The sequence below is a fragment of the Pseudoalteromonas sp. SG45-3 genome, assembly GCF_014164075.1.
Classification (GTDB): domain Bacteria; phylum Pseudomonadota; class Gammaproteobacteria; order Enterobacterales; family Alteromonadaceae; genus Pseudoalteromonas; species Pseudoalteromonas distincta.
Genome location: NZ_JACJEN010000001.1, coordinates 29,725 through 52,360 on the forward strand (window position 1 = coordinate 29,725; position 22,636 = coordinate 52,360).

The 22,636-nt window shown below is 39.3% G+C and carries 23 protein-coding genes; 13 read left to right on the forward strand and 10 right to left on the reverse strand.

Annotation, left to right across the window (positions count from 1 at the left end):
- Positions 1-11 precede the first annotated feature (11 nt).
- The 3 genes from H5126_RS00145 to H5126_RS00155 all read right to left on the reverse strand — a co-directional run bounded on the left by H5126_RS00145 (position 12) and on the right by H5126_RS00155 (position 2,408).
- Positions 12-632: a 2OG-Fe(II) oxygenase gene (locus tag H5126_RS00145; RefSeq protein ID WP_002961046.1), complete on the reverse strand. Its 621-nt coding sequence runs from the start codon at positions 630-632 to the stop codon at positions 12-14.
- Positions 633-723: 91 nt separating this feature from the next.
- Entirely contained in the window at positions 724-1,608 is an 885-nt protein-coding gene (locus H5126_RS00150) for a LysR family transcriptional regulator (RefSeq protein WP_182720489.1), read from the reverse strand.
- A 377-nt stretch (positions 1,609-1,985) separates the two neighbouring features.
- Complete coding sequence (locus H5126_RS00155) at positions 1,986-2,408, reverse strand: DUF2721 domain-containing protein (RefSeq protein WP_002961042.1); 423 nt, start codon at positions 2,406-2,408, stop codon at positions 1,986-1,988.
- 75 nt (positions 2,409-2,483) lie between these two features.
- Here H5126_RS00155 and H5126_RS00160 point away from each other — a divergent pair, with 75 nt between their 5' ends.
- The 3 genes from H5126_RS00160 to tsaD are packed head-to-tail and all read left to right on the forward strand — an operon-like array spanning position 2,484 to position 4,472.
- Positions 2,484-2,837 carry a DUF2007 domain-containing protein gene (locus H5126_RS00160; protein ID WP_002961041.1) on the forward strand — a complete coding sequence of 118 codons (354 nt, stop codon included), beginning with the start codon at positions 2,484-2,486 and terminating at the stop codon, positions 2,835-2,837.
- Positions 2,830-3,420 (forward strand): YjaG family protein, encoded by a 591-nt coding sequence (locus H5126_RS00165; protein WP_002961040.1) that lies wholly within the window; start codon positions 2,830-2,832, stop codon positions 3,418-3,420. The genes H5126_RS00160 and H5126_RS00165 overlap by 8 nt, the downstream gene beginning before the upstream one ends.
- Positions 3,421-3,458: 38 nt before the next feature.
- Positions 3,459-4,472, forward strand: a complete 1,014-nt coding sequence (gene tsaD, locus H5126_RS00170; RefSeq protein ID WP_024595490.1) for a tRNA (adenosine(37)-N6)-threonylcarbamoyltransferase complex transferase subunit TsaD — start codon at positions 3,459-3,461, stop codon at positions 4,470-4,472.
- A gap of 11 nt (positions 4,473-4,483) precedes the next feature.
- Here tsaD and plsY read toward each other — a convergent pair whose 3' ends face one another.
- The gene (plsY, locus tag H5126_RS00175; protein ID WP_002961038.1) at positions 4,484-5,095 is read right to left on the reverse strand and encodes a glycerol-3-phosphate 1-O-acyltransferase PlsY; all 612 of its coding nucleotides are present in this window, start codon (positions 5,093-5,095) and stop codon (positions 4,484-4,486) included.
- A gap of 230 nt (positions 5,096-5,325) precedes the next feature.
- On the opposite strand from plsY, the gene folB reads away from it, so the two are divergent.
- The 8 genes from folB (at position 5,326) to H5126_RS00215 (ending at position 11,498) form a co-directional block, all read left to right on the forward strand.
- A complete protein-coding gene (gene folB / locus H5126_RS00180; protein WP_024604056.1) occupies positions 5,326-5,685 on the forward strand; it encodes a dihydroneopterin aldolase in 360 nt (119 codons plus the stop codon).
- Positions 5,686-6,174: a 2-amino-4-hydroxy-6-hydroxymethyldihydropteridine diphosphokinase gene (gene folK / locus H5126_RS00185; protein ID WP_024604057.1), complete on the forward strand. Its 489-nt coding sequence runs from the start codon at positions 5,686-5,688 to the stop codon at positions 6,172-6,174.
- Positions 6,171-6,971, forward strand: a complete 801-nt coding sequence (locus tag H5126_RS00190) for an undecaprenyl-diphosphate phosphatase (protein WP_182716854.1) — start codon at positions 6,171-6,173, stop codon at positions 6,969-6,971. The genes folK and H5126_RS00190 overlap by 4 nt, the downstream gene beginning before the upstream one ends.
- 175 nt (positions 6,972-7,146) lie before the next feature.
- Positions 7,147-8,502 carry a UDP-N-acetylmuramate:L-alanyl-gamma-D-glutamyl-meso-diaminopimelate ligase gene (mpl, locus tag H5126_RS00195; protein ID WP_182720488.1) on the forward strand — a complete coding sequence of 452 codons (1,356 nt, stop codon included), beginning with the start codon at positions 7,147-7,149 and terminating at the stop codon, positions 8,500-8,502.
- Between the two features lies 1 nt (position 8,503).
- Positions 8,504-9,124, forward strand: coding sequence for a flavin prenyltransferase UbiX (locus tag H5126_RS00200; protein ID WP_002961027.1), 621 nt, complete (start codon positions 8,504-8,506; stop codon positions 9,122-9,124).
- Positions 9,124-10,053 carry an ABC transporter ATP-binding protein gene (locus tag H5126_RS00205; protein WP_182693157.1) on the forward strand — a complete coding sequence of 310 codons (930 nt, stop codon included), beginning with the start codon at positions 9,124-9,126 and terminating at the stop codon, positions 10,051-10,053. The genes H5126_RS00200 and H5126_RS00205 overlap by 1 nt, the downstream gene beginning before the upstream one ends.
- Positions 10,054-10,821 (forward strand): ABC transporter permease, encoded by a 768-nt coding sequence (locus H5126_RS00210; protein WP_002961025.1) that lies wholly within the window; start codon positions 10,054-10,056, stop codon positions 10,819-10,821. It begins immediately after the preceding gene.
- A complete protein-coding gene (locus H5126_RS00215; RefSeq protein ID WP_182712275.1) occupies positions 10,821-11,498 on the forward strand; it encodes a tRNA (guanosine(46)-N(7))-methyltransferase TrmB in 678 nt (225 codons plus the stop codon). The genes H5126_RS00210 and H5126_RS00215 overlap by 1 nt, the downstream gene beginning before the upstream one ends.
- 266 nt (positions 11,499-11,764) lie before the next feature.
- Here H5126_RS00215 and H5126_RS00220 read toward each other — a convergent pair whose 3' ends face one another.
- The gene (locus tag H5126_RS00220; protein WP_033020723.1) at positions 11,765-13,645 is read right to left on the reverse strand and encodes a GGDEF domain-containing protein; all 1,881 of its coding nucleotides are present in this window, start codon (positions 13,643-13,645) and stop codon (positions 11,765-11,767) included.
- Between the two features lie 532 nt (positions 13,646-14,177).
- Here H5126_RS00220 and panP point away from each other — a divergent pair.
- Positions 14,178-15,803 carry a pyridoxal-dependent aspartate 1-decarboxylase PanP gene (panP, locus tag H5126_RS00225; RefSeq protein ID WP_002958981.1) on the forward strand — a complete coding sequence of 542 codons (1,626 nt, stop codon included), beginning with the start codon at positions 14,178-14,180 and terminating at the stop codon, positions 15,801-15,803.
- Between the two features lie 52 nt (positions 15,804-15,855).
- Here panP and serA read toward each other — a convergent pair whose 3' ends face one another.
- The 5 genes from serA to metK all read right to left on the reverse strand — a co-directional run bounded on the left by serA (position 15,856) and on the right by metK (position 20,292).
- Positions 15,856-17,085, reverse strand: a complete 1,230-nt coding sequence (gene serA / locus H5126_RS00230) for a phosphoglycerate dehydrogenase (RefSeq protein ID WP_024595232.1) — start codon at positions 17,083-17,085, stop codon at positions 15,856-15,858.
- 9 nt (positions 17,086-17,094) lie between these two features.
- Positions 17,095-17,748, reverse strand: coding sequence for a ribose-5-phosphate isomerase RpiA (gene rpiA, locus H5126_RS00235; RefSeq protein ID WP_002958979.1), 654 nt, complete (start codon positions 17,746-17,748; stop codon positions 17,095-17,097).
- 53 nt (positions 17,749-17,801) lie between these two features.
- A complete protein-coding gene (locus H5126_RS00240; RefSeq protein WP_182720487.1) occupies positions 17,802-18,398 on the reverse strand; it encodes a 5-formyltetrahydrofolate cyclo-ligase in 597 nt (198 codons plus the stop codon).
- An 18-nt stretch (positions 18,399-18,416) separates the two neighbouring features.
- The gene (locus tag H5126_RS00245) at positions 18,417-18,965 is read right to left on the reverse strand and encodes a hypothetical protein (protein ID WP_182720486.1); all 549 of its coding nucleotides are present in this window, start codon (positions 18,963-18,965) and stop codon (positions 18,417-18,419) included.
- A gap of 175 nt (positions 18,966-19,140) precedes the next feature.
- Complete coding sequence (gene metK, locus H5126_RS00250; protein ID WP_002958976.1) at positions 19,141-20,292, reverse strand: methionine adenosyltransferase; 1,152 nt, start codon at positions 20,290-20,292, stop codon at positions 19,141-19,143.
- Between the two features lie 304 nt (positions 20,293-20,596).
- On the opposite strand from metK, the gene tkt reads away from it, so the two are divergent.
- Positions 20,597-22,588, forward strand: a complete 1,992-nt coding sequence (gene tkt, locus H5126_RS00255; RefSeq protein ID WP_182720485.1) for a transketolase — start codon at positions 20,597-20,599, stop codon at positions 22,586-22,588.
- Positions 22,589-22,636: the final 48 nt, after the last annotated feature.

Genomic DNA, 22,636 nt, shown 5'->3' on the forward strand with positions numbered 1-22,636 from the left:
TCTATTAGGAGTTATCGGGGCGGATCAATAATGCCGCTAATAGAGGCGTTTTTTCTAAACCAGCCTGCAATAGAATAGCGATCGTCAACGGCGGGAAGTACTTCGTGGGCAAAGCGTTCGCTTTCAAACATTACTAATGTGCCAGCAGTTGGTTTAATTGTTATTTCTATCTCTTTACTTTTAGGTTTATAAATAACAAGTTCGCCACCTTGCTTAGGCGTATTTAAATAAAGTACCGTTGTAAATACTCGATTAGAGCGACCTTTAAATGCATCTAAGTGCTTTTTGTAAAAATCACCCTGTGTATATTTTGCATAATGGCATTCGTAATCAAATAACCCCATAAAAAAACTGCGATTTAACGTGGTCTTTATACTTTGCATTATTGCTTGATAGGTAAGCTGTGCTTGAGAGCTGCCGTCAAACCAATAGGTTTTATCAGTACGTACGGTTTTATCTATTTGTAAGTCATTTAATCGACCAATACCAGCAAGGCTAAAGTGAGGGTTTATACGGTGGCAGTCTGCAACTAAATCGTTAACTAAATCGGCAATAAGCGCGTTATGAATTACGGTATATCCTTGGCGTTCTATATCATCTAAATAGACATCAGGACCAAAAAGTGTGTTCATTCACATCAGCTGTTTAAAAAAGGTGCGACAGTGTAGCCGAAAAGCTGTTAAAAGCTACTGTTTATTGTGCCGCACTTTTTGAAACATCAGATTAGCTAAATGCAGCACCCGCTTTTTTTATAAGCGATAGTAAATGCTCTACATGTTCAGTAATCGACGTCTGTTGGCTTGTTTGTACAACGAGTTGTTCGTGGTTTAAATCTTTATTTGTTTTAAGTTGTACTAATTCAGAATTCTCTGCGATTGCATTAGCATGTTCAATGCTTGCAATAGCAAAATGATCTGATTTAACTACACCTGCCATTACTTGCTCAATACTGCCCACTTTAATACTTGATGATTTATTTAAAGAATCAATTGCTTCATTAAGCATAGTTTGTACTTGTTTAGACTCAGAGAAACAGCCAAACATCGGATAGTTATCAAGGTTTTGTTTACTTATATCGTTTTTATGGGCAAGAGGGTGGTTTTTTGAAACAAATAACACAAGCTGATCAGGTAAGTGAATGTCACTGCCAATACTATTAATAGCTTGAGAGTATACGCTAATGTCTATTTCACCTTGTTGGAGTTTGCGTGTTAACTCTTGCTGATCTTGTAGCTGCATCTCAATTTTTATATGAGGGTATTGAGCTAAAAACTGTCCACAAGAAATAGGGACTATGCTGCTTGCCTTATTGGTATACCCAATAACGAGCTTTTCATTGGCATTACCGTTTACTGATTGAAAAATCCGCTTTTTCGTTAGCTCAAGTTCCGATAGGGTTGTTTTAGCATATTCTAGAAAAAGCTCGCCTTCTGGCGTTAATTTAACAGAGCGTGTTGAGCGTTTTACTAACTCATATCCCATTTCATCTTCAAGTGTTTGAATGCTGCGCGTTAGCGCTGAAGTACTAATTTGGGTTTGTTCAGCAGCTTGTCTAAAATGACGTAATATACCAAGTGCTACAAATTGCTCTAATTGTTCAAATCTCACTTTATAGTCCCTTTTTATAAGTAAGTCGCAGATACCACGGACATCAAATATATTAATTTTTATTCTAAAGTTTAGTAAAATTCTATATTGAAATACGGTTGCAAGTTCATACGTGTTTCCAGCAGGATACCCCCCTTTTAGTATTAATTAAAGAGAAAAGCGACCAAATAGTATTACTTTTTAAATTCATAACTAGTTGTTTATTGTATTTTATCTATGTTTTTGCAATGGGCTAGCTAAGTAAACTTATTTGTAGTCAGTAAGTTAGTTAGTATATTTGGATTAAATTGTTCTAATTAATAAAAAAGTACGCCACAAAAAGGGGCGTTCATACAACATGATTGTGACAAATAATAGAGTGTTTTATTTATAATAAACTATTTTACAAAATTTCTATTTATTCGGCTACTTAGTGGTTTATTTTCAATGCTTTGTAGTTCTATCTCGATTGCATCACAGGAAATATGTATTTCAAATAAAGACGTTAATAACGATAAACTTAAGCAAGCTAAGCTAATGCCAAATAAAATAATTCCTGTGGCATTAAACTCAATAAATAATGCAAACATTGATAGTGTACACAGTAGAAAAGAGGCTACCCCGTACACTTGCATCGTTCTAATTAGCTTAATACGTTTACGTAAGTTAGTGATTTGAGCCACTACAACAGGCCGAATAGATTCACCTTCACGCGCATTTAGCTCCCTAATTAATTGCGCTAAAACTAAAAATCGGTTTGTATAGGCGAGTAATAGCAGCGATATGGCCGGAAAAAGTAAGCCAGGGGTTGTTAGTGTCATGTTTATTCCTTAAAAGTACAGCATGCTAATAATTTAGCGCAGGATATTGTTAACACAAAATAAATGAGGTGAATATTGCAAAATATTAATAATAACAATTCAACAGATAGCTCTTTTCAATGGGTTACAATTTATAAAGCTGAAAATACCTTGGAAGCGAATATCGTAAAAGGCTTAATACAAACTGCTGGAATAGAGTGTAAAATTAAAGGCGAGATGCTCCAAGGGGCGCTTGGAGAAATTCCATATGATCAGGCGCAAGTTAGTGTGCAGGTTTATGCGATAAAAGAGCGCCATGCGCGGCAAATATTGGTAAACTATCAACAAGTAAAACAATCCGCTCCAGATTGGGTATGCCCTAATTGTAATGAGCATAATGGATCAACATTTGATTTTTGTTGGTCGTGTGAGACGTTAAAGAATGACTAAAGCAAATAATTTTCAGCGTATTAGAGAGCTTAACTATTTACAAAAGGCCGTCTTAGCAAGTGCTTTAATAGAGCGAATGCTGCCAAATTACGGTTTATTTAGCGAAGCAACGGGTTTTGGTGATGAAACCTTATTACGTAATTCGCTTAATGTTTGTTGGGAAAAAATATTACTGCCTAAAAGTAAAATAGATCTCGAAAAACAAGTTGAAAAAATAGAGCCAAATGTTCCTGAACTTGCTGATTTTGATATGTTTGGTACTTATCCTGCTATTGATGCTGCAACGTCTTTACTTAGCTTAATGCACGGTTTAGTGGCGCAAGATGAGCAAGAGTTCATTAGTGTGAGCAAAATATCTCAAGCAACAGTGGCTCGCTTTATTGAATATCAAATGACGGTTGAAGGTGAGATTGCTGATAACACAGCAGTGAGAGAGCACCCATTAATGCAGTACGAAATTGAAGTATTAGGTGAGCTAATTGATTTTGTAGAAAATATGGGGCGTATTACCTCTGATAGCGTAAAGGCACTTAAAAAGTTTGCCCTTGAAGATGGCCAAACAAATATTGGTCTTACGTTATAAAAGAAGCAAAGTAGAATTTAAAAGGCAGGAGAAGTACAGTGCGAATTTTAGGCATTGAATCGTCATGTGATGAAACGGGTATTGCAATATATGATGACGAAAAAGGCTTGTTAGCTCATCAATTATACAGCCAAGTAAAAGTACACGCTGATTACGGCGGTGTAGTGCCGGAACTTGCATCGCGCGATCATGTTCGTAAAACATTACCACTTATAGATGCAGCATTTGCACAAGCAGGTTGTGGCCCTGAAGATTTAGACGGTATTGCTTATACTGCAGGCCCAGGTCTAGTTGGTGCATTATTGGTAGGTACGTCTATTGGTCGTTCATTAGCATACGGCTGGGATATACCTGCGGTAGCAGTACATCACATGGAAGGGCATTTACTTGCTCCGATGCTTGAGGAAAATACCCCTGAGTTTCCGTTTATTGCATTGCTTGTATCGGGCGGTCATACCATGATGGTTAAAGTAGCAGGTATTGGACAATACGAAGTACTAGGTGAGTCAGTTGATGATGCCGCAGGCGAGGCCTTTGATAAAACGGCTAAGTTACTTGGTCTTGATTACCCCGGTGGTCCACGCTTAGCTAAAATGGCCGAACAAGGCGTAGCAAAGCGTTTTGTATTTCCTCGCCCTATGACCGACAAGCCAGGACTTGATTTTAGTTTTAGTGGTTTAAAAACAGCGGCATCAATCACGATTCGTGAAAATGACGACGACGATCAAACCAAAGCTGATATAGCGCATGCATTTCAAACGGCGGTTATTGATACGCTCGTTATTAAGTGTAAGCGTGCGCTTAAACAAACAGGTATTAAGCGTTTGGTCATCGCCGGTGGTGTGAGTGCAAATACACAGCTTCGACTTCAGCTTGAACGCGTAATGAAAGGTATGAAAGGCGAAGTGTTTTATCCGCGTACTGAATTTTGTACCGACAATGGTGCAATGATTGCTTATGCCGGAATGCAACGCTTAAAAGCAGGGCAATTTGCCACGCTTGATATGAAAACAAAACCTCGTTGGCCTATAGATAGCCTTGAGTCGATTTAATGACTCATATTTTAGATATTTTTGTTTTCATCGGTGGGTGCTTTTTTAGCACCCACTTTTGGTTCTTCCCCACTAAATAATCGAATAATATTAGTACGGTGACGAAATATAATTAACAGCGTGATAAAAGTAACGGGAAGAGTATAAAGTGGCTTTATTAGCCATGTATACAAGGGCGCTAAAGATACAGCTACAAGCGCCGCCAGTGATGAATAGCGTGTTATTGCCACTATAACTAACCAAGTACACACAAGTAAACCTGCCAATGATAAGCCAATAGGTAATAATGAGCCAAATGCCGTTGCTACGGCTTTACCGCCTTTGAAGCTAAAAAACAGTGGGTACATATGGCCTAAACAAGCAGCTACTGCGACTAAACCAAGCTCTAAAGGTTCAACTTCTAAAAAATAAGCCCCCCATACCGGAATAGTGCCTTTTAAAATATCAAACACTAGAACCAAGCAAGCCGGAAATGCTCCGCCTAATCTATAAACATTTGTAGCTCCTGGGTTGTTAGAACCACTATTACGAGGGTCTGGAAGTTTGAACAACCGCGACACTAAAATAGCCGACGAAATCGACCCAAGTAAATAAGCTAAAACAAACATTATAGTGGCTAACACGCGCTTCCTTATTTTTTAATTGCTATACCAATTGATAGTGCTTTTAGGCTATTATTGACAGCAAAATTTATCGTAAAAATTATTAACAGGCTATTTAATAGCTAGTTTAGTTATTTTGCTATTGTAGAAGTTATTTTTACATATTTAAACACTGGCTAAACCATATACAGTATTAATTTTATTGATGCTTAGTATAGTTGCTTAGTAGTTTGTTGTTATTTGGAGTATCAATGGATAAGGTTTTTATATCTCAATTGCACGTCGACACTATTATTGGAGTGTACGACTTTGAAAAAGAAAGTAAACAGAGCCTTTATTTTGATATTGAAATGCTAAGCGATATTAAGCCTGCAGCTGAAAATGACGATATTAATTTAGCACTGGATTACTCAAAAGTAAGTGAGCGAGTTATTGAGCACTGCACTTTAAAACCTGTAGAGTTGCTAGAAACTTTAGTTGAACAATTAGCGCATATTATTTTAAGCGAGTTTAATACTCCACAAGTTACTATAAGAGTAAGTAAACCAGCAGCAGTAGCACAAGCGCAAACTGTAGGTGTTGAAATTACACGTGTTAAGGCAACTGACTAAATGGCTCAAATTTATATCAGCCTAGGGTCAAATATAAATAAAGCGCATTATATACAATGTGCATTAATTGCACTTAAGCAGCACTTTGAACATATTGTACACTCGTCTGTTTTTGAAAGTGAAGCAGTAGGGTTTGCTGGCAATAATTTTTATAATTCAGTCGTTGGCGCTACAACTGATATGTCGCTTGTTGATGTATGCGCTTTATTAAAACAAATAGAGCGTGATAATGGACGCACAGCGAACGATAAAAAGTTTAGTCCACGAACGCTCGATTTAGATTTACTATTTTATGATGATGTAATTTGCGCTTCTCCAGCACAATTACCACGAGATGAAATAACTAAAAACGCATTTGTATTACAACCTCTTAGCGAGGTTGCCCCAGATTTCTATCATCCTGTAGCTAAACAAACGATTGCGCAGTTATGGAATGAATATAATAACCCTCAACAAAAGCTATGGAAGGTGGAGTTTTCTAACCCATGAGTATCATCGAAATAATTATTTTAGCCCTCATACAGGGATTTACTGAGTTTTTACCAATTTCTAGTTCTGCGCACTTAATTCTCCCATCGCAAATTTTAGGCTGGGAAGATCAAGGGCTTGCGTTTGACGTGGCAGTCCATGTTGGTACTTTAATTGCTGTTGTTATTTATTTTCGCAAAGAGGTCGTCGACATACTCAGTGCGTGGTTTAAATCCTTTGGAGCACAGGGTACTAGTGATGATAGTAAGCTAGGTTGGTGGATAATTTTAGGCACTGTGCCTGCCGCTATTTTAGGCTTACTTTTAAAAGACTTTATAGAGTTGTACCTACGAAGCGCTTGGGTAATTGCTACTACCACAATTGTGTTTGGTTTATTGCTTTGGTACGCGGATGCAAAAGGTAAGCAAATTAAAACTATTTATCAGCTTAATTGGAAAACAGCACTTATTATTGGTTTTGCACAAGCTGTTGCAATGATCCCGGGAACTTCTCGCTCAGGTATCACGATGACTGCTGGTTTAATGCTTGGAATGAATAAGCAAAGCGCAGCGCGTTTTTCGTTCTTACTGGCAATTCCAATTATTTCTATGATGGGGCTTTATTATACTGCAGAGCTTGCTTTGGGTGACCATGTGGTTGATTGGAATACATTATTACTAGGTGTAGTGCTATCGTTCTTATCGGCTTATGCATGTATATTTATGTTTTTAAAAGTAATAGAGCGAATGGGCATGTTGCCATTTGTGATATATCGTTTATTGCTCGGTATAGGTTTGATAGTATTTTTAATGATGTAGCAAATAATGACTAATAAAAAAGCCTTCTAATTAAGAAGGCTTTTTTATTATCAAGTGGTCATTTTGGCACGAGTGAAATGCTTACTCGCAATGGTAACTAAGCACGAATTTTGGCATTATAGCGCCATTAAACTTTGCATAGCTGTAAAGTGACCATACGATTTAAGGAAAGTATATGCATATACATATTTTGGGCATTTGTGGCACGTTTATGGGTGGCATTGCAGCCATTGCTAAATCATTAGGTCATAAAGTAACGGGTTCCGATCAAAACGTTTACCCACCAATGAGTACGCAACTTGAAGAGCTTGGCATTGAACTGACTCAAGGCTACGCGGTATCTCAGTTAGAGCCAAAGCCAGATATGGTCGTTATTGGTAATGCAATGAGCCGGGGTAACCCATGTGTTGAATATGTGCTTGATAAAGGCCTGCCTTATACTTCAGGCCCTGAGTGGCTTAAGCATAACTTACTGCAAGATTCTTGGGTGCTTGCGGTTGCTGGTACGCATGGTAAAACAACCACAGCAAGTATGCTTGCGTGGGTGTTAGAGTACGCAGGTTTAAAACCAGGGTTTTTAATTGGCGGCATAGTGCAAAATTTTGGTGTATCGGCAAAAGTGGGTGAAACGCCATTTTTTGTTATTGAAGCCGATGAATACGATACTGCTTTTTTTGATAAGCGCAGTAAGTTTGTGCATTACCTCCCGCGTACACTTATCTTAAATAATCTTGAATTCGATCACGCTGATATTTTTGAAGATTTAAACGCAATAAAAAAACAATTTCATCACTTAATGCGTACATTACCTCAAAGCGGCAAGGTAATTTGGCCAAAGCAAGACGTAGCGCTTAATGACGTAATAGCACAAGGGCTTTGGAGCGAAAGCGAAACGCTAGGCGATGATTGGAGCTATGAATTAATAAAAGCCGATGGAAGTGAGTTTAATGTATTACTTAATGGCGAAAAGCAGGGCACTGTCTGTTGGCAAGCAATAGGCGAGCATAACGTTAAAAATGCGATTATGACTATCGCAGCAGCGCGCCATGTGGGTATAGCCATTGATCATAGTATTGATGCTTTAGGAGAGTTTATTAGCCCTAAAAGGCGTATGGAGCTAAAGGCGGATATAAATAATATTAAAGTGTATGACGACTTTGCGCATCACCCAACAGCAATTAAAACTACGCTTGCAGGATTGCGCGCAAAAGTAGGCGATGAAAAAATTATCGCTATTTTAGAGCCGCGCTCAAACACCATGAAAATGGGCGTGCACCAATATACATTATTAGATTCACTGCGTGATGCTGACAACGTACTCCTTTTTGAACCAGAGAATCTAAATTGGTCGCTAAAAGAGCAAGCAGATAAAGCAGGCATGCAGTGCTTTAACAGCACACAAACAATTATTGATACAGTGCTTGAAAATATTGAGCCTAATCAACATATTTTAATTATGAGCAATGGTGGTTTTAATGGCCTTCATCAACACCTTGTTGATGGCTTAGCTGATAAATACAGCGGAGAATAGTGTGCAATTTAAAGATAGAATTACGCTCGCATTTAGTGGTGCATCGGGTGCGCCTTATGGGCTTAGGTTACTTGAAGTATTACTAGAGCAGCAATTTCAGGTCTACGTTCTCATTTCAAGTGCAGCACGCGTGGTGCTTGATACAGAATCAAATATTAAGCTCTCTGGTAATGAAGATAAAGCCACAGAGCAGTTAAGTACGCTGTTTAATGCCAAACCTGAACAGCTAAAAGTATACGGTAAAGATAACTGGTTTAGCCCTGTGGCTTCGGGCTCTGCTGCTCCTAAAAAAATGGTAGTATGCCCATGTAGTGCCGGATCGGTTTCTGCAATTGCAGTGGGGGCGTCTGATAATTTATTAGAGCGCGCCGCTGATGTGGTAATTAAAGAACGCGGACAGCTCATTTTAGTGCCTCGCGAAACACCATTTAACGAAATTCATTTAGAAAACATGCTTAAGTTATCTCGTCTAGGGGTAACAATTATGCCAGCCGCACCTGGTTTTTATCATAAGCCACAAAGTATCGAAGACTTAGTTGATTTTATGGTGGCGAGAATTTTAGATCATTTAAACATTGAGCATAACCTAACAAAACGTTGGGGTTATGGTGAGGGTAAGTAATGAATAAGCAAAATATTGCTTTAAATATAGAAGGCCTTACCAAGGTTTATAAAAATGGTGTTGAGGCAATTAAAGGCGTTGATTTACAAGTTGAAGAGGGCGATTTTTTCGCTTTGCTTGGTCCAAATGGAGCCGGTAAATCAACCACTATTGGTGTTATTTCGTCACTTGTTAATAAAACAAAAGGCAAAGTAGAAGTATTTGGCTGTGATATTGATACTGATTTAGAAGCTGCAAAAGCGCATTTAGGCCTAGTGCCGCAAGAATTTAACTTTAGTCAGTTTGAAACGCTTAGCCAAATACTGGTTAACCAAGCCGGTTATTATGGTGTGCCACGTGGTGAAGCCCATAAACGTGCTGATAAATATTTAGCGCAGCTGGGTTTGTTAGAGAAAAAAGACAAGCAAGCACGTACGCTTTCAGGCGGAATGAAACGTCGATTAATGATTGCACGCGCCCTTATGCACGAGCCAAAATTACTTATACTTGATGAGCCAACAGCGGGTGTAGACATAGAACTTCGTCGTTCAATGTGGGATTTTTTACGCCAAATAAATGAGCAAGGCGTTACTATTATTTTGACCACACACTACCTTGAAGAAGCTGAGTTACTGTGTAAAAACATAGCGATTATTGATTCTGGTCGAATTGTTGAAAACACCACCATTAAAGCACTGCTTGCAAAACTTGATAAAGAAACCTTTATTTTAGATTTAAAAATGCCAGCAAACCCTGTCACGCTTGAAGGTTATAAGTTCACGATGACGGACGATCATACTGTTGAAGTAGAAGTCGCTAAATCACAGGGCTTAAATGCGGTATTTAGCGCATTAACAAGCCAAGGAAATACAGTATTGAGTATGCGAAATAAAGCAAACAGACTAGAAGAGTTATTTGTAGGATTATTAGAGCAAGGGCGGGGCGAATAAATGTTTAAATATGGCGTAGCCTTAAAGAGTTTATGGATTAAAGAGTGTATTCGTTTTTTACGTATCTGGGTACAAACCTTAGTGCCGCCAGCAATTACGATGAGCTTATATTTTGTTATTTTTGGTAACTTAATTGGTTCACGTATTGGTGATATGGGCGGCTTTAGTTATATGGAGTTTATTGTACCTGGCCTTATAATGATGTCGGTTATTACTAATTCCTATTCCAACGTAGCCTCTAGTTTTTACTCAACAAAATTTCAAAAAAGCATTGAAGAGCTTTTAGTTGCACCTGTGCCTAATTACATCATTGTACTGGGTTATATGGGCGGCGGTATGACGCGCGGTATTATGGTGGGCTTTATAGTTACTTGTGTATCGTTATTATTTGTTGATATTCAAATTCATAATATTTTTGTAATTATGGCGACCGTTATTTTAACCTCAGCTGTGTTTGCTTTAGGTGGCTTAATTAATGCAATTTATGCAAATAGCTTTGACGATATAAGCATTATTCCCACCTTTATACTAACGCCATTAACTTACTTAGGCGGTGTATTTTATTCAATTACGTTATTGCCAGAATTTTGGCAAAACGTATCGCAAATAAACCCTATTATTTACATGGTAAATGCATTTCGCTATGGCTTTTTAGGTGTGTCGGATGTTGATTTAAGTGTAGCGCTAGGCGTTATTTTGGTGTTTATTACGGTGTTATTTACTTTAGCGCTAACTTTAATTAAAAAAGGTGTGGGGCTAAGACACTAATGAGTGATGCAAATTCACGTAGTATTGTATCTAATCAAGCGGGTATTCACGAAAAGCTTGATGAAATAGTAAATAAGCATTTAGATGCTGAATTTAAAAAGCCAATAGCAGCGCATACCCAAGCCGCATTTGACGAGGTTAATGCTAAAGTACAAGCCTTTAGTGGCCCGCTTATTTTAGACTCGTGTTGTGGCGTGGGTGAAAGCTCAGCTAACTTAGCTAAGCGCCACCCTGATGCACTTATAATTGGTATTGATAAATCGTCGCACCGATTAGATAAGCATGATGTTGAATATAAGCAAACCGACAGTGGTCAGTACATCTTAGTGCAAGCAGATTTAAATGACTTTTGGCGTTTAGCGGTAGCCGCCAATTGGCAACCTACGCACCATTATTTGTTGTATCCAAACCCGTGGCCTAAATCTAAGCATATTCGTAGGCGCTGGCATGGCGCAGCTATTTTTCCATTTATTGTTAAGTTAGGTGGAAAATTAGAAGTGCGCAGCAATTGGGATATTTACGTTAAGGAGTTTGCTCGGGCGCTTGAATTAACAGGCAACCCTTGCGATGTAACACTTTATGAGTCAGACGATGCAATTACGCCTTTTGAGCGTAAATACTGGGCCAGTGGCCAGCAAAGCCACCGACTCGTTATAAACTTACCTAGGGCGTGTTGACCTTTCGTGATTGATTTTGCAGCAGCATGTTTGGTTTTTAGGCAAGGCGGAGCCTATGTAGTGTGGTTATTCCCCATAAATAGGCGATAACGCAGCATAAAGACCAAACATGTGCTGCCCTTTGGGTTCTTTCTAGGGACGATTAACTCTTTGTTGCTCAGTTTTTACTTAGCCCACTAGGTTACAAACCTCGCGCCGCGATTTAATCGCCCCTAGATTGAACAAATTTCAATCCACAAAGATCAACACGCCCTGGTTAAAGTAAGTCAAAGTGCTAATTCTTCTGTAACCGTATTAACATGTGGCACTGGGTGGGCAAAATAGTTGCCTTGCATTAGTGTCACATTCGCCTTTTTAAGTGCGGTTACTATGGTTGTATTTTCTACCGATTCTGCCATTAATTGTAAACCAAGTTGATTAGCAAAGCTGGCTATATGCTCAATAAACAAGTAGATATCTTTGTCATTCACTATTTGCTTTATTAGTGCGCCATCTAATTTAATACCATCTACTTCAAGCTTAAGTACGTTTGATATATTTGAATAACCACTACCAAAGTCATCAATAATAACCTTAACGCCTTTTGTTTTAACCATTCCAATAAATGCTTTTACTTCAGAGAAGTTGGCAATAGCTTGGGTTTCTAAAAGCTCTAATGTGATATTACCAGGATGCGGGTAGCGCTTAAGTTCGTCCGCAATAAACTCACTTAAATTAGGGTCGAGCATATCTTGTGCTGTTATATTTAAACTCCAGCAAATATCGGTTTTTCTAAAGCGACTAACACATTGTGAAAATATAGTACGGGTAAGTATTCCGTCCATTCTTGAGCGGGTAACAACATTTAAAAATGCATCAGGTTTTAATACTTCCCCTTGTGCTGTTACCATTCGAGCTAAACATTCGTATTGAACGACCTTATTGGTATTTGTGTCAATAATGGGTTGAAAGTAAGGCACTATACGATTGTTATCAAACGCTTCTCGCACTTCTTTAGCCATTTCTACATTGTATTGATATTGCGTTTTTACATCGTGTAGCGCTTTTGAGTAGTTAACTACACTATGCCTGCCTTGTTTAGCTTGCAGCGCTGCTATATGAGCGTTTTCAAGTAGTAGCGATTTATTACCACTGGCAATACCTGCACATAGGGTTATGTAGATAAAAGGGTCAGTTAATACCGGTGTATTAAAGTTATATGTTTTTACGAGGTCGGTAAATTCGTCATTACTCATTTCCTTAGGCGCGAGTAATACTATTTTATTTGTTGCTAGTCTGTATATATGGCAATGCGTAGAGCTTCTAAGTTTAAAGTGAATAAGTAAGTTTTTCATTACCTTGTCACCCACTTCAGTGCCATAAAAACTGTTTATATCTTCTATTTCATTAACCCAAATAACGGCTAATTGCATGTGATGAGCATTACTTTTTTTAATAAAGTACTCAAGTGCAATATGATTTGAAAAACCAGTACTTGAGTCAGTTGCTAAAGACCGTTTTAGTAAATAAATATATATGGCGGCAACGAGTATCGCGATAAAAAAGAAGAAGCTAGCCATTGCAGCTGCTTTTGATACGCTTTCTTTAAGTTTCTCGTTTAAATCATAAATAGTTATATCGGCACCCGTTAAATAGGTATTGCCGTTGATTGGGTCAACGTAAGGAATAAAAATTGTTTTAAAGTGGCCCCACTGATCGCTCGATATTTCAAATACTGGCTCTGTTGAATAAAAAGCACTTATATTTGCATCGGTAGCTTCAGGGTAGAGATCTAAAAATTGAGTTACCTTGCCATTATTCTGATCGTCTTGCGTGTAGCTTGATGAGCTAAAAAGCACCTTACCGTCTTTTAAAATCATTGAATAGACATAAGCAATATCAAGTGCTTGAGCAAACTCAGAGAGTTGTTTACTTTTATCTTGATAGTAAGAAAAACTTATATTATCGCCTTGATTAACCGCACTTAAATAATCGTCACCTAAAATATGTTTAACGCTGGTGGCGGCATTAAGTAAGCGATTATCAACCGACTGCATTATTTCAGCACGCGTGGTTTGGTAAGTGTAGTAAACGTAGGTTAGCAAGCTTATTAAAAACAAGCTAAAGCCTGCCACTATCCAACTAACTTTGACTCTTCCTTCTGGCATATGTGTCCCTTTTTTGTTATCAAATTTATTATACCCAAAATAAGTAAATGCCCAATAAATAATTAGGTTTGGTAGAGTTTTAATTAGGGTCTGTTTATCTTTGCGGATTATAATTTGTTCAAACTAGGGGGGATTTAATCGCGGCGCGAGATTTGTAACCTAGTGGTCTAAGTAAAAACCGAGCAACAAAGAGTAAATAGACCCTAGGCAGAACCCTTTGGGCAGCGCCTGTTTGGCATTAATGCTACGTTATCGCCTATTTATGGGGAATAACCACACTACATAGGCGCTGCCTTGCCTAAATACCAAACAGGCTGCTGAAAATTTAACCTTGAAAGATAAATAGACCCTAAATTATCATTTTTTTGTCATCGCTTTGATTGCTTTTATAGGTTTAAACGAGACATTTTAGTTATATTGCAGTAAAGTTAGCGCAATTTTTAAAGAAACACGATTGCTCCAAATGTCCTAATAAGTAGGCGTTTTTGATCGGTAAGCGCGTGTTTTAGCTACACACACACTAGGTATTAAGATGGATCAAAAGCGTTGTGCCGTCGCCTCTAAAGAAAGCCTTAAGCGTATATTTACTGTACCTGAAGCGCCAGACTCAACTTTAAGCAAAATCGAGCTTGAAATTTCGAGTAATTTAGCAGGTTTTCTAAACGAAAATATAGCGGCAATTGAAAAACCATTACATGAAATAGAAAAAGATTTTCAATCGGCAGTGATCCCAGAAGATCCAACGTTTGTCTCTGCTTATGCCCAAGACATAATGGAGCAACTTGTTGCACATTCTGTGCATACAGCTGCGCCTAGTTTTATTGGTCACATGACCTCTGCCTTGCCGCACTTTTTATTACCGCTGTCAAAATTGATGGTAGGGCTAAATCAAAATCTAGTAAAAATAGAAACATCTAAAGCGTTTACGCCTCTTGAGCGTCAAGTGCTTGGGATGATGCATCATTTAGCTTATGGGCAAGAAGACTCATTTTATTCTAAATGGATGCACAGTGCTAAAACCTCATTAGGTGCATTTTGCTCTGGTGGTACGGTTGCTAATATTACTGCGCTTTGGATTGCGCGAAACCGCTTATTAAAACCTGATGGCGATTTTAGAGGTATAGGTGCACAAGGCTTAATTGCTGGTATGCTGCATTACGGTTATAAAGGTTTAGCGGTATTAATATCAGAACGCGGGCATTACTCGTTAGGTAAATCGGTTGATTTACTCGGCATTGGTCGCGATAACTTAATTGGTATTAAAACCTGTGAAAATAATAAAGTCGATGTAACAGCTATGCGCGAAAAAGCACGTGAGCTTGAAGCGCAAGGTATTAAAGTAATGGCGATTATTGGGGTCGCGGGGACAACCGAAACCGGTAATATTGACCCACTTGATGAAATGGCCGACTTAGCACAAGACATTAACTGCCATTTTCATGTAGATGCAGCATGGGGGGGAGCGACCCTTTTATCGAGTACGCACCGTCCTTTACTAAAAGGGATTGAGCGAGCAGATTCAATTACCATCGATGCACATAAACAAATGTATGTACCAATGGGAGCGGGTTTGGTTTTATTTAAAGACCCCGCTGCAACTGATGCAATAGAGCATCACGCTGAGTATATATTACGTAAAGGTTCAAAAGACTTAGGTAGCCACACGCTTGAAGGCAGCCGACCTGGTATGGCAATGTTAGTACATGCTTGCTTACGTGTTATTGGTCGTAAAGGTTACGAAATGCTGATTGATCGAAGCATCAAAAAAGCACATTACTTTGCTGATTTAATTAAGGCTGATGAAGACTTTGAGCTTATTTCGGAGCCTGAGTTGTGCTTATTAACGTATCGTTATGTACCTAAGCAAATTAAACAAGCAATAGCCGATGCAGATGCTGCAACTCGGTTAGATATTTTTGCTTCACTGAACCGTTTTACTGCCAGTATGCAAAAGCGTCAACGCGAGTCTGGTCGCTCATTTGTATCACGTACACGCTTAACGCCTTCTAAATACGACAATCAACCAACGGTTGTATTTAGAGTGGTTCTTGCTAACCCGCTTACCTCAGGCGCTATTTTAAAAGAGATATTAGCTGAGCAAAAAGAGTTGGCTGCAACAGATCCGGTATTCAAAAAATACTTGAGAAAGTATATGTAATCTAAATACAAAAAAGGGTCCATAAGGACCCTTTTTTAATATCAAAGAATGGTTAATGTAAAATACGTGCTCTAATTGTACCCTCAACAGCGCTCAGTTCTTTAAGTGCTACTTCAGATTGATCTGTATCAACATCAATAACTACATAACCAATAGATGCGTCTGTTTGTAGGTATTGCGCAGCAATATTAATACCGTGCTGTGCAAACGCTTGGTTAATTTGCGTTAGTACACCTGGGCGGTTGTGGTGTACGTGTAATAAACGGCTACGATTAGCAAGCTCAGGTAGCGATACTTCAGGGAAGTTAACCGCAGTAATAGTTGAGCCATTATCTGAATATTTAGCCAATTTACCCGCTACTTCAATACCAATGTTTTCTTGCGCTTCTTGTGTAGAACCACCAATGTGCGGCGTTAAAATAACATTGTCGAATTGGCGCAGTGGCGATACAAATTCTTCATCGTTAGATTTTGGCTCAGTAGGGAACACATCGATTGCTGCACCACTTAGTTTTTTCTCTGTAAGCGCTTCTGCAAGAGCATCAATATCAACAACAGTTCCGCGTGATGCATTGATCAAAATAGACCCCTGCTTCATAACTGCAAGTTCTGCTGTACCAATAAGGTTTTTAGTTTGCGGTGTTTCTGGTACATGTAAGCTAATAATATCAGAGCGTTGTAACAGCTGAGTAAGGTTATGAACTTGTGTTGCATTGCCCAGTGATAACTTATCTTCGATATCGTAAAACTCCACGTTCATACCGATATTTTCAGCCATAATACCTAGCTGAGTACCAATGTGACCGTAGCCAATAATACCTAATGTTTTACCACGTGCTTCAAACGAACCATTTGCTGTTTTTAACCAGCCACCACGATGAGCCGCTGCATTACGCTCTGGAATACCACGTAATAAAAGTAGAATTTCGCCAAGTACAAGTTCAGCAACTGAACGAGTATTAGAAAATGGAGCGTTAAATACAGCAATACCACGTTCGCGTGCTGCATCTAAATCAACTTGGTTTGTACCAATACAAAAACAACCAATAGCAACTAGCTTTTCAGCTGAGTCTAATACAGCTTGGTTAATATGAGTACGAGAACGAAGTCCTACAAAGTGAACATCTTTAATGCGCTCTTTAAGCTCGTCCTCAGGTAAGGATGTTTTAACGTAGTCGATATTGCTGTAACCGTTACGTTTTAGCGTTTCAACAGCGCTTTGGTGAACACCTTCAAGCAAGAGAATTTTAATTTTGTCTTTTGCTAACGATACCTTACTCATAACCTCATCCTATTTAATTTGTGGCCCATTTTTGGTACCGATAATCACTTTATCAGCACCTCGCATCGCAAATAGGCCGTTGGTAACTACGCCAACAATTGAATTGATTTGTGTTTCAAGTTGTTTGGCATTGGTAATTTTTAAGTTAAATACATCTAATATAACGTTACCATTATCGGTAACTACGCCTTGGCGATAAACAGGGTCACCACCAAGTTTTAATAATTCTCGTGCAACGTAGCTGCGCGCCATTGGAATAACTTCTACCGGAAGCGGGAAGTCACCCAATGTATCTACCAGCTTTGTGTCATCAACAATACACACAAACTGTTTTGCAACTGCTGCTACTATTTTTTCACGTGTTAGCGCTGCGCCGCCGCCTTTAATCATTTCGTTTTGAGCGTTTATTTCGTCAGCGCCGTCAACGTATACATCTAAAGCATCAACGTTATTAAGTTCAAACACTTCAATACCTAACGCTTCCAAACGTGCAGTTGACGCTTCTGAGCTTGATACAGCGCCTACAATAGTGTCCTTTACTGAGCCAAGGGCATCAATAAAGTGATTAACAGTAGAGCCTGTACCGACACCTACAATGGTGTTTTCTTTTACAAACTCGAGAGCTGCCCAAGCAGCTGCTTTTTTTAATTCGTCTTGTGTCATTGCTTTGTGCTCATGTATGTCAGAAATATGCGGTTAGTAACCAAAATTAAATGTTACCAACAGTATGTTTTATCTGGGGTGATAATGGTTTTAAGAGGTACGTCCCATGACTCGATTGGTAGAGCATCAACTTTTTGGCATTCATGTGCAAGGCCAATTAGTTGTGGTTTTTGCCAATTTTGTTCGTGTAAACGCGCCAATGTCCGGTCGTAAAACCCACCTCCCATTCCTAGGCGATTACCTTGTTTATCAAATGCCACTAATGGCATAAGGAGGTAATCAAGCGCTGGTAATGGGCATATTTGAGAGCAGTTCAGCTTAGGCTCCAAGATACCACAGCGATTTGCCCTCATGGGTGAGTTTTTCTCATAGCGCTGAAATAGTAAATTAGCGCCATTGAATGGGTGTATTATAGGTAGATAAACAACGTGGTTTAAGTTCCATAATTCTTTAATTAACAATGAAGTGTCTAGTTCTCCGTCGTTACTTAAATAAATGGCAATATGCTTTGAATTCGTTGTGTTTTCGCTTTTTAAGTGTTGAATAAAATTCATTTTTAGCGATTGCGCAGCAATTATTTGCTGATTATTTGACAAGTTTTTACGGGTGTTACGAATTTCAGCTCTTATTTGTGCGCGTTTATTGCTCATTAAACTAATTAGCCATTTTTAAAAAGAGAATAAATCGGGAAAAATCAAAAAAACAGCCAGTACGACTAGCAAAATGGTGGCAGTTGCAATCAATGAATATAAAAGTAAGTTACTGCGTTTTTTAGGAGTCGCTAAATCCTCATCTAGCATTAGGTCATCATTTTGCCATTCGTCTACACTTTCGTCTGGTGTATTTAATTGAGCTTCAGGAAGGCGTTGCTCTAGCTCATCTAGCTTTTCTTCAAGGCGTATTAAGCTGCTAGTGATGTAATCAAGTGCATCAAAAATACGTTCATCAAGTTGGTTGTTATTTGCAGCTGCGGGGGAGCTATTTTGAATCGCATTTGAAACAGCTTGCAGCTTACTTTTAATACCTAGGCTTGCTAATAACTTAGTCTGTTTTAACGCTTTGTCTTTATCGCTTGGCGCAAACAGCGGCTTACCTTTAAAAAAAAGAGCTACTTTTTCATCTGACGTTTTTAATTTTGCAGCTAAGTTTGCGCACGCTGTTTTTATGTCAACGTTATCGGCAAGTCCTGCAAATATAACGCGAAAGTTATCGGCCATTTAACTATCCCTAAAGCTTTTATAATGAAATGAGTATATACCTAAAGTACAAAAGAATTCGAGGTTGATTTTATAGTTATTTTGTAGACGTACTACAAACAATGTAACTGATAAGTTTTAGATACAAAAACGGCCCTATTAAGGGCCGTTTTTAATTTACTTCAACACTTTTAGCTTAAAGGCCTGCAGCTGCACGAAGTGCATCAGCTTTATCTGTACGTTCCCAAGGGAATTCGTCACGACCAAAGTGGCCGTAAGCCGCTGTAGGAAGGTAGATAGGGCGCTCTAAATCAAGCATTTGAATTAAGCCGTAAGGGCGCAGGTCAAAGTGTTCACGAATAAGCTCGATTAAACGGCTTTCTTCTAACTTGCTTGTACCAAACGTTTCAACGCTGATAGATGTAGGCTCTGCAACACCGATTGCGTAAGAAACTTGTAATTCACATTTATCAGCAAGGCCAGCCGCAACTACGTTTTTAGCAACGTAACGTGCAGCGTATGCAGCTGAGCGGTCAACTTTTGATGGATCTTTACCAGAGAAAGCACCACCACCGTGACGAGCCATACCACCGTATGTATCAACGATGATTTTACGACCTGTTAGACCACAATCGCCCATTGGTCCGCCAATTACAAAGCGACCCGTTGGGTTAATGAAAAATTTAGTCGCGCTTGTAATAAGCTCTGCAGGAAGTACCGGCTTGATGATAGTCTCCATCACCGCTTCTACTAAATCTTTTTGCGAAATGTCTTCGCTGTGCTGAGTAGATAGTACTACTGCATCAATACCTACTGGCTTACCATTTTCGTATGCAAAAGTAACTTGAGATTTTGCATCTGGACGTAACCAGTTAAGCTCGCCGCTTTTACGTACTTGCGCTTGGCGCTGTACTAAACGGTGTGAGTAAGTAATTGGCGCAGGCATTAGTACTTCTGTTTCGTTACATGCGTAACCAAACATAAGACCTTGGTCGCCAGCACCTTGTTCTTCTGGGCTAGTACGGTCAACACCTTGGTTAATGTCAGGAGACTGTTTACCAATAGTGTTTAAAATTGCACATGAATCTGCATCGAAACCCATGTCTGAATGCGTGTAGCCAATTTCACGTACTGTTTTACGTGTAATTTCTTCAATATCAACCCATGCGCTAGTAGTGATTTCACCACCAACCATAACCATACCTGTTTTTACGTAAGTTTCGCACGCAACACGGGCATGAGAGTCTTGCTCTAGGATAGCATCAAGTACCGCATCAGAGATTTGATCGGCGATTTTATCCGGATGACCTTCAGAAACTGATTCAGAAGTAAATAAATGTTTTGCCATTGTAATTCTGCTCACAAATATTGCGCTTCACAAACGTCGGTATTAGCGCTAAAAAATTAAGGGGCGTATTTTATCGAAAACAAAACACCTTGCATAGTGTTTTTACGCCTAGACGTCTAAATAAAATTACTAATAACTTTTTGGTCTTAAAAAATATTCATAATGCCTCACTTTTATAGGGTTTTTAATTGCACACAGCCCCCACAATAAGTAAGAATGGTCAATATAAACAAACCCAAGTTACTTGGGTGCATAAACAAACACATAAATACCCGCGCAAATACACATAAAGGTAGGAGAATTCATGCCATCTCGCAAAGAACTTGCAAATGCTATTCGCGTCTTGTCAATGGACGCAGTACAAAAGGCCAAATCTGGTCACCCTGGAGCCCCTATGGGCATGGCTGATATCGCAGAAGTATTATGGCGCGATTATCTAAAACACAACCCAACAAATCCAGAGTGGGCTGACCGTGACAGATTTATTCTTTCAAACGGCCACGGTTCAATGCTTATCTATTCTCTATTGCATCTAAGTGGTTACGACTTACCACTGGACGAAATTAAAAACTTCCGTCAAATGCATTCTAAAACACCAGGTCACCCTGAATATGGCTATGCACCAGGAATCGAAACTACTACGGGTCCATTAGGTCAAGGGATCACAAATGCCGTAGGTATGGCAATTGCTGAAAAGGCGCTAGCTGCCCAGTTTAACCGTGAAGGTCACGATATTGTTGATCATTTTACCTATGCATTTATGGGCGATGGCTGCCTTATGGAAGGTATTTCTCATGAAGCTGGTTCACTTGCAGGCACATTAGGTCTGGGTAAACTTGTTGCATTTTGGGATGACAACGGCATTTCAATCGATGGTGAAGTAGAAGGTTGGTTTACGGATGACACGCCAGCTCGCTTTAAAGCATACGGTTGGCATGTAATTAGTGGTGTTGATGGCCACGACAGCGATGCTATAAGTGCTGCAATTGCAGAAGCTAAAAGTGTTACCGATAAACCATCACTAATTTGTTGTAAAACAATTATTGGTTACGGCTCACCTAATAAATCTGGTAGCCACGATTGTCACGGTGCACCACTAGGTGATGATGAAATTAAAGCGTCTCGCGAATTCTTAGGTTGGACTGGCGATGCGTTCGAAATTCCTGATGATATTTACGCACAATGGGATAGCAAAGAAAAAGGTCAGCAGCTTGAATCAAGCTGGGACGAAAAATTTGCAGCATACGCAAAAGCATACCCAGAGCTTGCGGCTGAATACAAGCGTCGTATTAATAACGAACTTCCTGGCGATTGGGCTGAAAAATCTCAAGCGTACATTGAGCAACTTCAAGCAAACCCTGCAAACCCAGCGTCTCGTAAAGCATCGCAAAATGCATTAAACGCATTTGGTCCGTTATTACCAGAATTCATGGGTGGCTCAGCCGATTTAGCAGGCTCAAACTTAACAATTTGGGATGGCTCTAAAGGTTTAACGCACAACGACGCAAGCGGTAACTACATTTACTACGGTGTACGTGAGTTTGGTATGTCGGCAATTATGAATGGTATTGCCCTTCATAAAGGTTTTATTCCTTACGGTGCTACGTTCTTAATGTTTGTTGAATATGCAAAAAATGCCGTACGTATGGCTGCATTAATGAAGCAACCAAGCATTTTTGTATACACGCACGATTCAATCGGCCTAGGTGAAGATGGTCCAACTCACCAACCAGTAGAGCAAATTGCAAGCATGCGTTTAACGCCTAACTTATACAACTGGCGTCCATGTGACCAAGTTGAATCGGCAATTGCATGGCAACAAGCTATTGAGCGTAAAGACGGTCCTACATCGTTAATCTTTACTCGCCAAGGTCTTGAGCAACAAGCCCGTGACGCACAGCAATTAGCAGATGTTAAGAAGGGTGGTTACATCCTTAGCTGTGACGGCAACCCAGAGATTATCTTTATTGCAACAGGTTCTGAAGTGCAACTAGCACAAGATTCAGCAAGCGAACTACGCAGCCAAGGTAAAAAGGTACGTGTTGTATCTATGCCATGTACTGATGCCTTTGAAGATCAAAGCGCAGCATACAAAGAAAGCGTATTACCGGCATCTGTTTCACGCCGCGTAGCAGTAGAAGCAGGTATTGCTGACTACTGGTACAAGTACGTAGGCCTAAACGGCGCAGTAGTAGGTATGACTACCTTTGGTGAGTCAGCACCTGCAGGCGAGCTGTTTGAGCACTTTGGTTTTACAGTGGCAAACATTGTAAGTAAAGCAAACGAACTTTTTTAATCGCTTTGATTAAATAAAGTAAGTAATTGAAAAACCCGCACATGTTGC

What these genes read in the sequence shown, in the direction of transcription:
- H5126_RS00205 (WP_182693157.1), top strand. Translation starts at nt 9,124, where the DNA reads ATGAATAAGCAAAATATTGCTTTAAATATAGAAGGCCTTACCAAGGTT.
- H5126_RS00190 (WP_182716854.1), top strand. Translation starts at nt 6,171, where the DNA reads ATGAGTATCATCGAAATAATTATTTTAGCCCTCATACAGGGATTTACT.
- H5126_RS00240 (WP_182720487.1), bottom strand. Translation starts at nt 18,398, where the DNA reads ATGAGCAATAAACGCGCACAAATAAGAGCTGAAATTCGTAACACCCGT.
- H5126_RS00220 (WP_033020723.1), bottom strand. Translation starts at nt 13,645, where the DNA reads ATGCCAGAAGGAAGAGTCAAAGTTAGTTGGATAGTGGCAGGCTTTAGC.
- H5126_RS00245 (WP_182720486.1), bottom strand. Translation starts at nt 18,965, where the DNA reads ATGGCCGATAACTTTCGCGTTATATTTGCAGGACTTGCCGATAACGTT.
- tkt (WP_182720485.1), top strand. Translation starts at nt 20,597, where the DNA reads ATGCCATCTCGCAAAGAACTTGCAAATGCTATTCGCGTCTTGTCAATG.
- metK (WP_002958976.1), bottom strand. Translation starts at nt 20,292, where the DNA reads ATGGCAAAACATTTATTTACTTCTGAATCAGTTTCTGAAGGTCATCCG.
- mpl (WP_182720488.1), top strand. Translation starts at nt 7,147, where the DNA reads ATGCATATACATATTTTGGGCATTTGTGGCACGTTTATGGGTGGCATT.
- folB (WP_024604056.1), top strand. Translation starts at nt 5,326, where the DNA reads ATGGATAAGGTTTTTATATCTCAATTGCACGTCGACACTATTATTGGA.
- serA (WP_024595232.1), bottom strand. Translation starts at nt 17,085, where the DNA reads ATGAGTAAGGTATCGTTAGCAAAAGACAAAATTAAAATTCTCTTGCTT.
- folK (WP_024604057.1), top strand. Translation starts at nt 5,686, where the DNA reads ATGGCTCAAATTTATATCAGCCTAGGGTCAAATATAAATAAAGCGCAT.
- panP (WP_002958981.1), top strand. Translation starts at nt 14,178, where the DNA reads ATGGATCAAAAGCGTTGTGCCGTCGCCTCTAAAGAAAGCCTTAAGCGT.
- H5126_RS00215 (WP_182712275.1), top strand. Translation starts at nt 10,821, where the DNA reads ATGAGTGATGCAAATTCACGTAGTATTGTATCTAATCAAGCGGGTATT.
- H5126_RS00210 (WP_002961025.1), top strand. Translation starts at nt 10,054, where the DNA reads ATGTTTAAATATGGCGTAGCCTTAAAGAGTTTATGGATTAAAGAGTGT.
- H5126_RS00155 (WP_002961042.1), bottom strand. Translation starts at nt 2,408, where the DNA reads ATGACACTAACAACCCCTGGCTTACTTTTTCCGGCCATATCGCTGCTA.
- H5126_RS00165 (WP_002961040.1), top strand. Translation starts at nt 2,830, where the DNA reads ATGACTAAAGCAAATAATTTTCAGCGTATTAGAGAGCTTAACTATTTA.
- rpiA (WP_002958979.1), bottom strand. Translation starts at nt 17,748, where the DNA reads ATGACACAAGACGAATTAAAAAAAGCAGCTGCTTGGGCAGCTCTCGAG.
- H5126_RS00145 (WP_002961046.1), bottom strand. Translation starts at nt 632, where the DNA reads ATGAACACACTTTTTGGTCCTGATGTCTATTTAGATGATATAGAACGC.